At 68.0% G+C, this 14629-nt stretch carries 13 protein-coding genes and 1 pseudogene; 11 read left to right on the forward strand and 3 right to left on the reverse strand.

All coding sequences use genetic code 11. The features are described from left to right. Window positions 1–132: 132 nt before the first annotated feature. Window positions 133–1146: an SLAC1 family transporter gene (locus QMG61_RS00745; RefSeq protein ID WP_283492417.1), complete on the reverse strand. Its 1014-nt coding sequence runs from the start codon at window positions 1144–1146 to the stop codon at window positions 133–135. A 104-nt stretch (window positions 1147–1250) separates the two neighbouring features. Between QMG61_RS00745 and QMG61_RS00750 the strand changes: the two genes are divergently transcribed. Continuing rightward, the gene (locus QMG61_RS00750; protein ID WP_283492418.1) at window positions 1251–1697 is read left to right on the forward strand and encodes a molybdenum cofactor biosynthesis protein MoaE; all 447 of its coding nucleotides are present in this window, start codon (window positions 1251–1253) and stop codon (window positions 1695–1697) included. 86 nt (window positions 1698–1783) lie between these two features. Next, window positions 1784–1915: pseudogene (locus tag QMG61_RS00755) on the forward strand (winged helix-turn-helix domain-containing protein); the annotation flags it as partial. Between the two features lie 34 nt (window positions 1916–1949). On the opposite strand, the gene QMG61_RS00760 reads toward QMG61_RS00755, so the two are convergent. Further along, window positions 1950–2453: a hypothetical protein gene (locus QMG61_RS00760; RefSeq protein WP_283492419.1), complete on the reverse strand. Its 504-nt coding sequence runs from the start codon at window positions 2451–2453 to the stop codon at window positions 1950–1952. Window positions 2454–3138: 685 nt separating this feature from the next. On the opposite strand from QMG61_RS00760, the gene QMG61_RS00765 reads away from it, so the two are divergent. From QMG61_RS00765 to QMG61_RS00800, 8 genes are all read left to right on the forward strand, one after another. Continuing rightward, window positions 3139–3579, forward strand: coding sequence for a molybdenum cofactor biosynthesis protein MoaE (locus QMG61_RS00765; RefSeq protein WP_283492420.1), 441 nt, complete (start codon window positions 3139–3141; stop codon window positions 3577–3579). Window positions 3580–3699: 120 nt separating this feature from the next. Next, the gene (locus QMG61_RS00770) at window positions 3700–4032 is read left to right on the forward strand and encodes a DUF2249 domain-containing protein (RefSeq protein WP_283492421.1); all 333 of its coding nucleotides are present in this window, start codon (window positions 3700–3702) and stop codon (window positions 4030–4032) included. 61 nt (window positions 4033–4093) lie between these two features. Continuing rightward, window positions 4094–5317 (forward strand): DUF8744 domain-containing protein, encoded by a 1224-nt coding sequence (locus QMG61_RS00775; protein ID WP_283492422.1) that lies wholly within the window; start codon window positions 4094–4096, stop codon window positions 5315–5317. Continuing rightward, window positions 5314–7914, forward strand: coding sequence for a multicopper oxidase domain-containing protein (locus QMG61_RS00780; RefSeq protein WP_283492423.1), 2601 nt, complete (start codon window positions 5314–5316; stop codon window positions 7912–7914). Before QMG61_RS00775 ends, QMG61_RS00780 begins: the two co-directional genes overlap by 4 nt. 296 nt (window positions 7915–8210) lie before the next feature. After that, window positions 8211–10616: a nitric-oxide reductase large subunit gene (locus QMG61_RS00785; protein ID WP_283492424.1), complete on the forward strand. Its 2406-nt coding sequence runs from the start codon at window positions 8211–8213 to the stop codon at window positions 10614–10616. Further along, the gene (locus tag QMG61_RS00790) at window positions 10613–11434 is read left to right on the forward strand and encodes a hypothetical protein (RefSeq protein WP_283492425.1); all 822 of its coding nucleotides are present in this window, start codon (window positions 10613–10615) and stop codon (window positions 11432–11434) included. Before QMG61_RS00785 ends, QMG61_RS00790 begins: the two co-directional genes overlap by 4 nt. Further along, a complete protein-coding gene (locus QMG61_RS00795) occupies window positions 11431–12237 on the forward strand; it encodes a slipin family protein (RefSeq protein WP_283492426.1) in 807 nt (268 codons plus the stop codon). The genes QMG61_RS00790 and QMG61_RS00795 overlap by 4 nt, the downstream gene beginning before the upstream one ends. Next, window positions 12234–12497 (forward strand): hypothetical protein, encoded by a 264-nt coding sequence (locus tag QMG61_RS00800; RefSeq protein WP_283492427.1) that lies wholly within the window; start codon window positions 12234–12236, stop codon window positions 12495–12497. Before QMG61_RS00795 ends, QMG61_RS00800 begins: the two co-directional genes overlap by 4 nt. A 75-nt stretch (window positions 12498–12572) precedes the next feature. Here QMG61_RS00800 and QMG61_RS00805 read toward each other — a convergent pair whose 3' ends face one another. Beyond that, on the reverse strand, window positions 12573–13727 hold the full coding sequence (locus tag QMG61_RS00805) for a TIGR04053 family radical SAM/SPASM domain-containing protein (protein WP_283492428.1): 1155 nt from the start codon (window positions 13725–13727) through the stop codon (window positions 12573–12575). 158 nt (window positions 13728–13885) lie between these two features. Here QMG61_RS00805 and QMG61_RS00810 point away from each other — a divergent pair, with 158 nt between their 5' ends. Next, entirely contained in the window at window positions 13886–14608 is a 723-nt protein-coding gene (locus QMG61_RS00810; RefSeq protein WP_283492429.1) for a helix-turn-helix transcriptional regulator, read from the forward strand. Window positions 14609–14629 lie beyond the last annotated feature (21 nt).

Raw genomic sequence — 14629 nt, forward strand, 5'->3', positions numbered from 1 at the left:
GGCCTTTCGTAAGCGCCGGATGGGCCGACGGCTGGAAGCGCTGGACTTCTCGCTACGCCCATACTGTCGGTTCCTGGCAGGAAACGGGCAGAAATATCGGTGAGATCAGTTCTGGACTTGCCGGTGGCATAACTAACTGGCGCGGACCGGTGCCGGGCGCCCGTCGCCGCGAAGCGACGCCGCGTGCGCGCTCACCATGAGGTACACCGACCGCACGGCGATGCTACCGATCAACAGGGTGACCGCCGCCAGTATGAGGAGTCCCCAGGCCTGCTCGCCGGGAGCCTCGGCCAGGTCCAGCCAGTGCATTGCGTAGGTGCCGCTCGACGCGGCCGTGAACGTGAAGGCCCAGAAGCCGAGCGTGAACGACAGCCGCCAGTAGGTGACGATCATGGCCAGCTGCACGCCGATGAGCAACACGAAGGTGCCGACCAGCAGGTGCTGCATGGTGTCGAGCCGGCCCCCGTTCACCGCGAACCAGGCGTTGCCGGCGACGGCCGGCGGGGCAGACCAGATCGCGAACGTGGGGCGGAGCGGGGCGGGCAACGCGTGGCGGAAGGCCGTTCGACCGAGGATGATCGTGCCAAGGATCACCCAGAAGAGCAGGCCGACCCCGACCCCCGCCATGCCGGCCTCCGGCCAGCCCAGGATCGCGGCGGACTGGCCGGCGATCAGGAAGGCGGCAACGGTGGGCAACAGGTAGCCGGCGTGCACGGCGTCGAGATTGTTCTCGCGCACCGCCAGCTGGGCCAGGAAACGTGAGCCGAGCACGAGCACCAGGGCGATGCAGACGAGGATGAGCGGCCGGGCGACGAGCGGGTAGTCAGCGGCGAAATGGGCGCCGATAAGCATTCCCGTCGTCGGTGCGAGGGAGGCGAATGGTCCCTGGATCGAGTCGTCGATGTCCCCGAGAATCCGCCCACCGCGGTTGTGGCTGCGCACGAGGTAGTTGCCGATGGCTAACACCCAGACGATGAGCGCAAGGAGCCACAGCGCCTCGCCGACCTCGGGCGGCGTGTGCAGGGTGGCGACGGCCATCGTCCAGGTTCCGGCCAGGCCGGAAAGGCCGAATGGGATTCCCAGGCTGGTCAGGGGTGCGCGTCCGGTGGTGGCCACGCGTCGGAAAGACCATGATCGTTCGGTCACAACGGGCGCTCCTCGGTTTGTTCGACCGCGCATCAGACTGGTTCACGACCACCGACAATGCTCCGGGACCACCGGGTGCCAGGGCCGCGGCGGACTCTGGTGATGTGGAATCAGTGCGCACGACAGACCCGGCCCGGATCAACGAGGTCACCGAGCAGCCGTTGGACATCCCGGCGCACGTCAGCGCCGTGTCGACCGGCGCGTGCGGCGCGGTGGTCACCTTCATCGGCCAGGTGCGCGACCACGATCCCGACGCCGCCGGTCAGGTCACCGGCCTCGACTACAGCGCCCACCCGGATGCCGGCCGCATCGTCGCCGAAATCGCCGCCCGGTTCCGCGCCGAGTTCCCGCAGGTCAACCTCGCCGTGAGCCATCGGATCGGCCATCTCGACGTCGGCGACCTCGCCCTCGTCGCCGCGGTCGCGAGCGCGCACCGGGGTGTCGTATTCCAGGTCTGCGAGAGTCTCGTCGAGGCCGTCAAGGCCGAGGTTCCGATCTGGAAGAAGCAGTACGAGGTCGACGGCTCCCACGCCTGGGTCGGTCTGGGCTGAGCGCACACGAAGCATCCGTTTATTAAACGAACGTGTACCCTCTTAATTAGCGAGGCGGTTTCCGGCGGCCTCAGTGCGGGTGCGCATTGAGCCGGGTCTGGGGCTATGACTTCGACCCCGGATCGAACATCGTGGATGTCTACGTCGTCTACCTACGGGCGAAGTTCGGCGCCGCGCGGATCGAAACGGTCAGAGGAATGGGCTACCGGCTGCGCTGAGCCGGTAGCCCATTTCCGTGGAGCTGGGGACAGGTCAGTCGTCGCTGCCGTCGTCGCTGCCGTCGTCGTCGTCACTCGCGTCGTGGCCGTCTTTCACGTCTTTCTCGTCGTGGGCGGCCGGGACGGCAGGGGTGGCCGGAGTCGCCGCGTGGTCTTCGCCGTCTTCGTGGTTCGCCGGCGTGGCGGGAATGGCCGGGGTCGCGGCGTGCTCGGAGCGCTCGTGCTCGGCGTCCTCGCCTGCCTCGTCCGTCGCCTGCTCATCCTCGCTCACCTCTACCTCGGGGGTTGAGGTGCTGCTGTCATCGGCGGCGTCATCGGCGACATCATCGGCGACATCGGCGACATCATCGGCGACATCGGGGGTGTCCGTTTCGTCGACCGCGTCGTCGGTGACCGATTCACTCGACGTGGCCACCGGGGTGAGATCGACGCTCCCGTGGCCGGGGTTCGCCTGGGCCGCGACGATGCCGACCGACATCAGGCCGGCGAGACCAAGGGAGGCAAGGACGATGGAGTGCTTCTTCGTCATCTTCAACATGAACGGGCCTTTCGTTAGCGCCGGATGAGCCGGCGGCTGGAAGCTGGTGGAATCTCGTTACGCTCTTACTCTCGGTTGTCAGGATAAGGCGTGAAGGAGAAAATCGTGAGAGGTTTCTTAGGTTCGCGTGTGGGTTAGTCGTTGCCGCCGGAATTGCCAAGGTCGACAGGGCGGTTGCTCTTGTCGCTCCTGCCGGTCCTCTCGCTCGTCGCGCTGCTGCCGTCCGAATCGTCGTCGTGGTCATCGACGACGACCGGGGCAGGGGCGGGAACTAGAGCAGGGTCGGGCTGCACCGCGGACGATGACGAGTCCGTGCCCGACGTGTCCGAGTCTCCGCGCGGCGGGGCAGTGGGCTGGGACGCGGCACCCGCTTGCCCGGTGTCGTTGTGTTCACGCTCATCCTGCCCTCCACGATTCGGCCCGCGGGGCCGCAGTGTCGTGGGGGCTGCAGTGTCGCGGCCGGATCGGTGCTGTGCGCAGGCCTGGCTTGATCCGAGGAGAAGCGCGCGAAGCGCGCATGAGAGTGTTCTTAGCCACGAACCGGGCGCATTGCCGTCGCCAGCGTGGCCCGTCCGCCGACCGCGCAGTCAGTCGGCGCACGCCGCCGCCGATTCTCCGGAACACCGTGCCTGCCCTGGCGTACTCTGGTGCTGTGGATTCAGGACGCACGACCGAACAAGCCTCGATGGCAGGGCCTTCCGACGCGGGCCGGATCAACGAGGTCACCGAGCAGCCGTTGGACATCGCGGCGCACGTCAGCGCCGTGTCGACCGGCGCGTGCGGCGCGGTTGTCACCTTCATCGGCCAGGTGCGCGACCACGATCCCGACGCCGCCGGTCAGGTCACCGGCCTCGACTACAGCGCCCACCCGGATGCCGGCCGCATCGTCGCCGAAATCGCCGCCCGGTTCCGCGCCGAGTTCCCGCAGGTCAACCTCGCCGTGAGCCATCGGATCGGCCATCTCGACGTCGGCGACCTCGCCCTCGTCGCCGCGGTCGCGAGCGCGCACCGGGGTGTCGCATTCCAGGTCTGCGAGAGTCTCGTCGAGGCCGTCAAGGCTGAGGTTCCGATCTGGAAGAAGCAGTACGAGGTCGACGGCTCCCACGCCTGGGTCGGTCTGGGCTGAGCGCACACGGAGCATCCGTTTATTAAACGAACGTGTATCCTCTTAATTAGCGAGGTGGAAACGCCACGCCAATTAGAGCGTCGAACCCATTAGATCGCCACGCCAACGAGGAGGACCACCATGGCCGCCGAACCCATCACCCTGAGCGCCCAGCGCACCGGACACCCGGAGGCGGCCGACAGCGCCGCGCCGGAGCACGACTGCCAGTGCGGCCACGATGAGGCCGAGACGATCGTGCTCGACGGGCGCACCATCCCGCACGCGGTTCGCCACGCCGCGATCTTCGGCGCCCTCGAAGCGATCCAGCTCGGCTTCGCCCTCGACCTGATCGCACCGCATGACCCGCTGCCGCTGATCGCGCAGTTGGAGAAGGCGCGACCGGGCGCATTTGCGCTGTCCTACGTCGAGCGCGGCCCGGAGGCCTGGCAGGTGCGTTTCACCCGCGTCGCCTAGCCACCCCTCGCTCGCGCAGCCGGTCCCGACCGGCCAGCTCAGGAAACAACCGGACACCACCGTGAGAAGCTCCACCCCCGCACCGCAGGACGCCGGCCGCCCCGCGCGCAGCACCGTTACCGCCGCACCGAGGCGCACCGTGGGTCGTCTCATCCTGTTGCTGGCCGGGGGCATCTCCCTGCTGGCCGGGCTCGACGGGGCGCTCCTGCTGCTCGGGCTTTCCGCTCCGGTCGTGAGCTCCCGCCTGGCCGATGTGCATGGGCCCCTGATGGTCTTCGGTTTCGTCGGCACCGTCGTGGTGCTCGAGCGGGCGGTCGCGATCCGGCGGCGCTGGGCCTTCCTGGCACCCGCGCTGCTCGGTGCCGGCGGCCTGGCCCTGCTGTCGCCGCTTCCCCTCCCGGTCGGCCAGCTGGCCTTCGTGGCCGGTTCGGCCCTGTTGCTGCCGATCTACCGGGTGATCTGGCGGCGGGCGCCGTCCACCTCCACCGCGGTGCAGGCACTCGGCGCCCTGCTCGGGCTGATGGCGACGGTGCTCTGGGTGGGCGGGGTGCCCACCCCGCGCCTGATCCCGGCGATGAGCCTCTATCTCGTGCTCACGATCGCGGGGGAGCGGCTCGAGCTGGCCCGGATCTCGCCGTCGGTCGACGATCGTGCCGAGGCCCGGCTGCTCGGGGTGTCCCTGGCGATGGTCGCCGGAGTCGTCGTCGCCCTGTTCTGGCCGCCGATCGGCTACCCGCTGCTCGGGATCGGGATGTTGGCCCTCGTCGCCTGGCTGTTCCGGCACGACGTGGCGACCCGGCTGATCAGGTCCCGAGGACTGCCCCGGTACATGGCCGCTTGCCTGCTGGCCGGCTACGGCTGGCTGGTCGTCGCAGGGGCAAGCTGGCTCATCCTCGGTCCGATCTTTTCGGGACCGGCCTACGATGCCGTGCTGCATTCGATCTTCCTCGGCTTCGTGGTATCGATGATCATGGCGCACGCCCCGACGATCCTGCCCGCCGTTCTGCGCCGGCCGTTGCCCTACCGCCCGGTGATGTACGGCCCGGCGGTGCTCCTGCACGTCTCTCTCCTCGCGCGGATCCTGCTCGGTGACGCCCATGGCCTGGCCGGACTGGTCGAGTGGGGCGGCGTGGTCAACATCGTTGCCGTGCTCTCCTTCGTGGTCGTCGCCGTCGCCTCGGTGCTGCTCGGGATGCCGCGGCCTCCCTCTGCCGAGCCGTCCGCCCCTCGCTCGACAACAACATCGACATCAGCATCGACAACAGCATTGGACGTTCCCCGATGAGCCGCAGGCTCTGGCACATTCTCACCGGCGTCCTCGTGCCGGCCTGGCTCTTCCTCACCCTCATCGCCGTGCTGATCCATCGTTTTCTGCCCGTGGCCCCCTGGCTGATGGTGCACCTGCTCTTTCTCGGCGCGGTCAGCAGTGCCATCCTGATCTGGAGCCAGCACTTCGCGGACACCCTTCTTCGGCGCCAGGCCGCCGGCGGGCGGACGTCCCTCGGCCTCCGACTCGCGGCGCACACCGTGGGGGCGATCCTCGTGATCACCGGCATCGTCGGCGGCTGGTGGCCGGTCGTCCTGGTCGGCGGCAGCCTGGTCGCGGGCAACGCGGTGGCCCATGCGGCGATCCTCCTGGCCCAGTCGAAGGGTTCTCTCCCCGGCCGGTTCGCCCCCCTGGTCCGCTACTACATCGCCGCCGGCGTCGCGCTGGCCCTCGGTGTGACCGCCGGGGTGCTCATGGCCCGCACCGACGTCGACGGCGAACCCTTCGAGCGCCTGTTCATCGCGCACATCGGACTGAACCTGCTCGGCTGGGTCGGCCTGACCGTGGTCGGCACGGTGGCCCTGCTCTGGCCGACCGTGCTGCACGCCAGGGTGCAGACGACCAGGGCGTCGGCACCCGGCACGCTGTCCCTCTTCCTCGGCGGGCTTTCCCTGCTCGTCGTCGGCTGCCTCGCCGACCTCCGCCTGGTCACCGCGCTCGGAGTCGCCGTCTACCTGGTCGGTCTCGTCCTCGTCATGATCGAGGTCGTGCGCCTCGGGCGCGCTTCCCCGGCGGTGACCTTCGCCGGCTGGAGCCTCGGCTCGGCTCTGGCCTGGTTCGCCCTGTGCGTGCTCGGCTTCGGCCTCCTCGTGGCGCTCGCCCCCGACTGGGTCGGCGCGGCCGACCGGCTCGATCAACTCATCCCCGTCTTCGCGGTCGGCTTCGCCGCCCAGATCCTGCTCGGTGCCCTCAGCTATCTGCTGCCCGTGGTGCTCGGCGGTGGCCCCCGGGTCGCGAAGGCCACCGCCCGCGAGCTCGACCGCGGCGGGCTGTTCCGGGTGATCGTGGTCAACCTGGGCCTGGTCGTCTACCTGCTCCCGGTCACCAGTCCGGTCAAGGTCACGCTCTCCCTCCTCGTGGTCGGCACCCTCGCCTCATTTCTCGTTCTGATGACCCGCGCCATGCGGGTGAACCGACGGCTGCGAGCGGACATCGACCCCTCCGTTCCGCCCCCGCCCGCCGCGCCCGCGGCCACCCCTCCGCGCCGCACCGGCGCCGTCCTCGCGGCGACCGGGGTCCTTCTCCTCGCCGTCACCGGCGGGGTGGCCCTTGACCCGGCGGCCGCAGGACTCGCGGGCACCGCGGCATCCGTGCCGTCGACCGGCCACACGACCACGGTCGACGTGGTGATGAAGGACACCCGGTTCACCCCGGACTCGGTCACGGTGCCGGTCGGCGACACCCTGGTGATCAACTTGAGCAACGAGGACGACATGGTGCACAACCTCGTCCTGGAGAACGGCGTGCTGTCGGGGTCGGTCGTTCCCGGAGCCAGCACGACGGTCGATGTCGGCGTCGTCGGCGCGGACATCGCCGGGTGGTGTTCGATCGCCGGGCACAAGCTCCTCGGGATGGTGTTCGATGTCGTCGTGGAGCGCACCGCCGCCGGCACATCCTCGGAGTCGAGCGACCACGGCGGGATGACCGAGCCGCCGGGCGGGCCGTCCGCCGCCGAGGACCTCGACCTGATGAAGGCACCGCCCGCCGCCTTCGCCGCGCGGGACGCCCGGCTGGAGCCCGCGACCGCGGAGACCGTGCACACGCTCACCATGCGCGTCACGAATACGGAGACCGAGGTGTCGCCCGGCGTCACCCAGACCCTGTGGACGTACAACGGCACCGCTCCGGGGCCGACCCTGCACGGCCGGGTCGGCGACGTGTTCGACATCACCTTCGTCAACGACGGCACCATGGACCACTCGATCGACTTCCACGCCGGCGCGCTCGCCCCCGACAAGCCGATGCGCAGCATCGGCCCGGGGGAGAGCCTCTCCTATCGCTTCACGGCCACCCGCTCCGGCATCTGGCTCTACCACTGCTCCACCATGCCCATGTCGGTGCACATCGCCAACGGCATGTTCGGCGCGGTCATCATCGACCCGCCCGGCCTGCCCGCGGTCGACGAGGAGTACGTGCTGGTGCAGTCCGAGCTCTACCTCGGCGCGCAGGGCGGTGAGGCCGACGGCGACCGGGTGGTGACCCAGAACCCCGATCTGGTGGTCTTCAACGGTTACGCCAACCAGTACGGGGCCAGGCCTCTCGTGGCCCGAGTCGGTGAGCGGGTGCGCATCTGGGTCCTGGATGCCGGACCCAACGTCGGCAGCTCGTTCCACGTTGTCGGGGGTCAGTTCGACACCGTGTTCAAGGAGGGCGACTACTCGCTGAAAGACGGCGGCAGCACCGGCACCGGCGGCTCCCAGGTGCTCGACCTTGCGGTCGCGCAGGGCGGCTTCGTCGAGCTCAGCTTCCCCGAGGCCGGACACTATCCCTTCGTCAGCCACATCATGTCCGATGCCGAGAAGGGCGCTCGCGGAGTCGTCTCCGTACTCCCGTGACAATGCCCGGAGTGCTCTGGGAAAACGCTGATCGCGGCGTGTCGCACCCGGCCGTGAATTGGTCCGGTCGAATCCCGTTCCGTCGGGCTGCTGCACAAATATCGAGTCTGACCATGTTTTTATCCGTTCGTATATCGGACCGTCCGCGGATCTAATTCCATTTGTAACTACGATCATAATTTTAAAAACGTGGTAGCTTTCAAACACCCCGCGTGACCTATCCGGGGGAGGGAACGCGGCCGCGACACTTCGGCAGTACGGCGACCTTGATCCAGGCAACAGGGAAAGGGGCCTCCGTGGTCCGATTGAAATCCAGTGCGCGGAATCTGCGTTCGGAGTTGATGGTTTCCAAGGGCTGGCTGCAGGGCGTCGCCCTGGTGATGATCTTCGGCTTCGCGGTGATGGGGTTCCTTGCCGCGATGACCTACACCGACTCGATGCCGCAGCCCAGGCAGGTCGTCGATGCACAGGGCGCCGTCGTCTTCACCGGTGCGGAGATCACCGCGGGGCAGCAGACCTTCGTGGCGCGCGGCCTGCAGGAGTACGGCTCCATCGTCGGCCACGGCGGCTACCTCGGCCCGGACTACACCGCCGACTACCTCCGCCGCTCCGCGACCTTCGTACTCGACGCGCTGACCGAATCGGGAATCCAGGACCCGCACGGCGCCCTCGTCGAGATGATGCGCACCAACCGGTACGACAAGGACACCGGTGACCTCGTCTTCACCGATCTTCAGATCCAGGCCTTCGAGGCCGTACAGCAGCACTACGCCGACTTCTTTGGCACTCCGACGACGGAGAACGGCCTGCTCCCCAGCGTCATCACCGATCCGGCCGACATTCACAACCTGACCGCGTTCATCGCGTGGACCTCGTGGGGCGCTGTCGCGGAACGGCCCGGACACGACTATTCGTACACGAACAACTGGCCGGCCGAGCCCCTCGTCGACAACGGCCCGACGGCGGACATCATCGTCTGGAGCGGACTGTCCCTGGTCTCCCTGATGGTGGCCCTCGGAGGCCTGTTCGCACTGTACGGGCGTTGGAGCAAGCGGATGGGCTGGCAGCACGGCGAGGAAACCCCGCCGTTGTCCTTCCGCCAGCCCGGAACGGTCAAGGTGACGCCCGCGCAATCGGCGACAGCCTGGTTCTTCTTCGTGGTCGCGCTGATGTTCCTCGCGCAGGCCTTCCTCGGTGCCGCGGTGGAGCATTACCGGGTCGATCTGGAGGGCTTCTTCGGGCTCGACCTGGCGCAGCTGCTGCCGATCAACCTTGCCCGCACCTGGCACGTTCAGCTCTCCCTGCTCTGGACCGCCGCCTCGTTCCTCGCCGCCGGAATCTTCCTGGCCCCGTACATCTCCGGCCATGAACCCAAGAGACAGCACTGGCTGGCCTATGGCCTGCTCGGCGCGCTCGCCCTCGTCGTGGTCGGTTCGCTGACCGGCGAGGCCCTGAGCATCTTCGGGTTCCAGGGCGCCAAGGATTCTCCGTTCTGGGGCATGCAGTGGGAGTACATCGACTTGCCGAAGTTCTGGCAGGGGCTGCTGACCGTGGGTCTCTTCCTCTGGATCGCGATCATCTACCGGGGGATCCGTGCCCGGCTGAAGTCGGAACACCGGTTCAACCTGCCGTGGTTGTTCTTCTACTCCGGCCTGGCCATCCCGGCCTTCTACGCGGTCGGCATGCTCGCCGGCACCGAGGTCACCCTCAGCGTCGCCGAGTTCTGGCGGTTCTGGGTCGTGCATCTCTGGGTCGAGGACTTCCTCGAACTGTTCACCACGGTGATGGTGGCCTACATCTTCGTCATGCTCGGCGTGGTGCACCGCAAGATCGCGATGCAGATCATCCTGCTCGACGTGATTCTGTATTCCGCCGGCGGCATTCTGGGCACCATGCACCACCTGTACTTCTCCGGCACCCCGGTCGAGCACATGGCGCTGGGTGCGTTCTTCTCCGCTCTGGAGGTCATTCCGTTGACCTTCCTGACGGTCGAGGCCTGGAGCTTCCTGCAACTCGGGGCCAGGCAGCAATCGCGCAGCTCCGCCCCGTTCCCGCATCGCTGGTCGGTCATGTTCCTCGTGGCCGTCGGCTTCTGGAACTTCCTTGGCGCCGGCGTCTTCGGGTTCCTGATCAACCTGCCGATCGTCTCCTACTACGAGATCGGTACGGCCCTCACCGCCAACCACGCGCACGCCTCCATGATGGGCGTCTACGGGATGATGGGCGTCGGCCTGTCCTTGTTCGCCCTGCGCTACCTGATTCCGGCCAAGCGCTGGCCGGACAGGCTGGCCAAGATCTCGTTCTGGTCGCTCAACATCGGGTTGGCCTGGATGACCTTCGCCACCCTGTTGCCGCTCGGTGTGCTGCAGTTGTGGCACTCCGTGAACGATGGCTACTTCGAGGCCCGAAGCATGAACTTCATCACGGGCACCGGTAACACGGTGCTGGAGTGGTTGCGGATGCCTGGTGATCTGGTCTTCATCTTCGGGGGAGTCGTTCCGTTCGTCTGGATCGCCTGGCTCGGCGTGCGGTACCGGATCAAGGGCACCACCCAGGACGTCCCGATGGAGGCGCTGTTCGTGGAGGAGCAGCCGGTGCCGGCCGTCGGCGTGGACGACGCGCCCGACTCCGGCTACGGGGCGCTCTATCGGCCCCGCAGCACCGACGAGGCCGGCGGACCGGGCCCGATCGGGGGCGCATGATGGGCCCGATCGACCCGGAAGTCTGGTTCGCGCTGGCCTACGGCGGCTTCCTGCTGCTCGTGGCCCACACGCTCGACATCCTGGCCCGGCGCACGGCGACGAGCACCACCAGTGCTCGTTCCGGCGGGTTCAGCTACCACGAGGACCATGACGCATGGAAGTGTTCAGAGGACCAGTGGCTCTGGCCGATCTCCTTCGACCCGGAAAACCGGGTGACCCGCTATCGCGCGTCGCCCACGGTCTGCAATCCGTGTCCGGTCAAGTACGGCTGCACTACCGGCCACTCAGGGCGGGAGGTCGTGCGCAATATCGACTCCTGGCCCAGCTCGGAGGCGGAGCGATTCCACCGCGGGATCGCCTGCGCCGTGGTGGTGCTCGGAGTCGTCTGGCCCCTCGCCGTCATGTTCCAGGGGCGAAGCCCCCTGGAGCTGACGGTGCTGGGGGCGGCGGCGGTCGCCATTCTGGCGGGAAGCTGGCCGCTCTGGTCACACCTGCGCCGTGCCCCAGCACGGTTCCCCGACCACCTGAAGACCGAGGGCCTCGACGAGAGCGTCGCGGCCCGCGCAATCACGGCCGCTGCTGAACTCGCCAGGCAGAGCGGGTACGGCAGCATCAGGAAGACGGGACCGCGACCGGTACAGATCGAACCGTACGCGAGTTCCAGACCGGCATCGGACGACGATTCCGGATCAGGCACGACGAAGGGAAACACAGTGCGCGCCGCATTCTCGGCCCGGTGGGCCGAACTCGAGAAGGAAGCCGACCCGGCAGGCACCGTGCCCACCGACGACTGGAGCCGAAGGGTGAACCCATCATGACCCCGTGGCTGATCGTGCCGGTCGTGCTCTTCGTTCTCCTGGTCGTCTGGCTGCTGGCATCCTTCAAGATCCTCCAGGAGTACGAGCGAGGGGTCACCTTCCGCTTCGGTCGGCTCCGGCCCGTTCTCCAGCCCGGGGTGCAGCTGATCTTTCCCGGCATCGACAAGATGGTGCGGGTCGACCTCCGGATCGTGACGCTGACGATTCCGCCGCAGGACGTCATCACCAAGGACAATGTGCCGGCGAGGGTCAATGCCGTGGTGCTCTTCCAGGTCACCGACCCGGTGCGATCGGTGATGGCGGTCGAGAACCATGCCGTCGCCACCTCGCAGATGGCGCAGACCACCCTGCGCTCCGTGGTGGGCCGTGCCGATCTGGACACGCTGCTGGCCCACCGTGCCGACCTGAACGAGGACCTCGCCCGCAGCATCAATGCCCAGACCGAACCCTGGGGCGTGCAGGTCAAGGTCGTCGAGATCAAGGACGTCGAGATTCCGCAGGCGATGCAGCGGGCCATGGCGCGTGAAGCTGAGGCCGAGCGCGAGCGCAGGGCCAAGATCATCAACGCTCGCGGTGAGCTGCAGGCGTCGGAGGAGCTCGGTCAGGCGGCGGAGATCCTCAGCCGCAATCCCGCCTCGCTCCAACTCCGCTACCTGCAGACGCTGCTCGAGCTCGGCGCCGACCACAACTCCACGGTGGTGTTCCCGCTCCCGATGGACATCATCGGACCGTTCCTGAACAAGGTTCCGCAGTGGCTCGACCAACAGGGGGCCGCCACCCAGAAAACGGAGATGAAGCCATGACTGACGCCGAAGTGACTGACACCCAGGTGCTGGACCGCGCCCGCTGCATCCGCTGGATGCTGATCGGAGCGTTCGTGGGCATCTTCGCCCCGATCGCCGGCTTCCTCGGCGGCTCCACCGTCAGCGCCGACCGGCTCGTGGCCGGCCTGGAGCCGTTGTTCGTCTGGCTGTTCGTCGGCATGATGGTCGGCGGCATCGGCGTGGTCATCGGCGTCATCGGCGCCCTGCGCTGGGTGAAGGGCAAGTACCACCTCGAGTGATCATGTCGACACCGCGTGAAGGACGAAGGGCCCGACCGGATATCCGGCCGGGCGCTTCTGCGTGAGCCGAACTGCTCAGGCGATGCTGGGCTGATAGCCGCAGCTGGGGTCCTCGGCGAGGGGATCCCCGGTCACGGCGTACGCGTGCGACCGGGAGCCGCCGCAGACGGTGCGGAACTCGCACTGACCACACCGGCCCCCGAATAGATCGGGAGTGCGCAGCTCCTGGAGTAGCTGCGCCTCCCGATAGATTTCGGGGAAGGGCTTGTCGTGAACAGACCCTACGGAGACGGGCAGGAACCCGCTCGGGTAGACGAGGCCGACATGGTCGACGAAGGCGAAGCCGCGACCGGAGTTCACGTCGATCGGCGGCCGTGGCTTTCGCCGTCGGGGCTCGTCCCCGGTCAGCAGCCCCTCGGCGGCTGCCCGCAGGGCGGCGCGGAGTGGACCGACCGGGAATGCGGCATCCAGGTCATCGACCCCTGCCCGCTGAAGGGCGATGCGCCGGTAGTGCGGCGCCTCGGTGGTCTTGATCGCGACCAGCTCGGAAACGTCGTGCAGCCAGTGCAGAACCTCCTCCTCCTCGTCAGCGGTCAGGGCGTTCAGGAGCTTGCCCCGGCCGGTCGGCACCAGGAAGAAGACGCTCCACAGTGTGGTGCCGAGCTCGAGCACGGTCTTGAGAATGCCCGGCAGTTCGTGCACGGTGTCCCGGGTGACGGTCGTGTTGATTTGCAGGCGGTAGCCGACGTCGCGCACCATCCTGGCCGCGATCATGGTGTCATCGAAAACACCGTTCACGCCACGGAACGCATCGTGGGTGGCGGCGGATGCGCCGTCGAGCGAGAGCGAGACCGCCTTGGCGCCGGCCTCGTGCAGCAGGGCCAGCACCTCCCGGGTCAGGCGCGGGGTGACCGAGGGGGACAGGGCCATGCTCAGGCCGAGACCCGTGCCGTGGGCGACGAGCTCGGGCAGGTCAGGGCGTTCGAACGGATCACCACCGGTGAGCACGACCAGCGGGCGCGGAGTGCCGAACGAGGCCAGGTCGTCGAGGAGTTTGTAGCCCTGCTCGGTGCTCAGTTCGAACGGGTTGCGGCTGCGGATCGCGTCGGCCCGGCAGTGCGTGCAGACCAGCTGGCAGGCGCGGGTGACCTCCCAGATCACAATGAAGGGGCGTTCGCCGGCATCGTGATGCATGAGCCGGATCGGTCGTTTGGCTGGTGACAAGGTCACGGGTGTCCTCTGCTCTGGGTCGGCCGCGAGGCCGCCGATGGTGCTGCGGAGGAGAAATGGGTGGTGTCGAGCGCGTCGGGGTCTCCTGACAGGTCTGCGCCAGAGGCGGAATCCCGCCCTCATTTGTTTTTACCATACTTATAGGGAAAACTAATTTCATGCCGACCCAAGCGATCGATCCCCGCACCCACGCCGTGCTGTCCGGGATCAGCCGGGTGGCCGTTCTCGAGGTCCTTCGGGCCGGGACCGAGCCGCTGGACGTGTCGGCCATCGCGGGCCAGGTGGGGCTCCACCCCAACACGGTTCGATCACACCTCGACCGGCTGGTGAGCGTCGGGCTCGTGGAGGAGGCCGCCGAAGCGCGCGTGAGACCCGGCCGGCCCCGGCTGCTCTACAGGGCAACGGTGCCGGTGGAGGAGGCCCCCGAGGACTCCTACCGGCTGCTGGCCGGCATCCTCGCGGGTGGTCTGGCCGGCGGCCCCGCGTCGGGCGCCGAGGCCGCGGTGGCCGCGGGGCGGCGCTGGGGTGGCGGGCTTGTCCTCGAGCCGCTCGCGCCCCTCGAGGCGGACGCGGCAACCCGGCGCATCGTCGAGATTCTCGGCGAGGTCGGCTTCTCGCCGAAGGTCGGCGAGCGGCAATCGACGCCGGAGGCCGACGTGGACGCAGGTTCGCACGTCCTGATCGAACTCCACCGCTGCCCGTTCCTCGATGTGGCCAGGGAACACCCCGACATCGTCTGTTCGGTGCACCGAGGACTCATGGAAGGCGCCCTCGAGCGCCTGCAGGCGCCCGGAGTCGGCGTGACCCTCGAACCGTTCGCGCGGCCCAGCGTCTGCCTCCTCCACCTCACCACACCCGCGGCGATCCCCACCGACGGGTAGCGGTTCACCATCTGAAAAGGA

This window comes from Cryobacterium sp. PH31-AA6 (assembly GCF_030063195.1).
In the GTDB taxonomy this organism is placed as follows: Bacteria; Actinomycetota; Actinomycetes; order Actinomycetales; family Microbacteriaceae; genus Cryobacterium.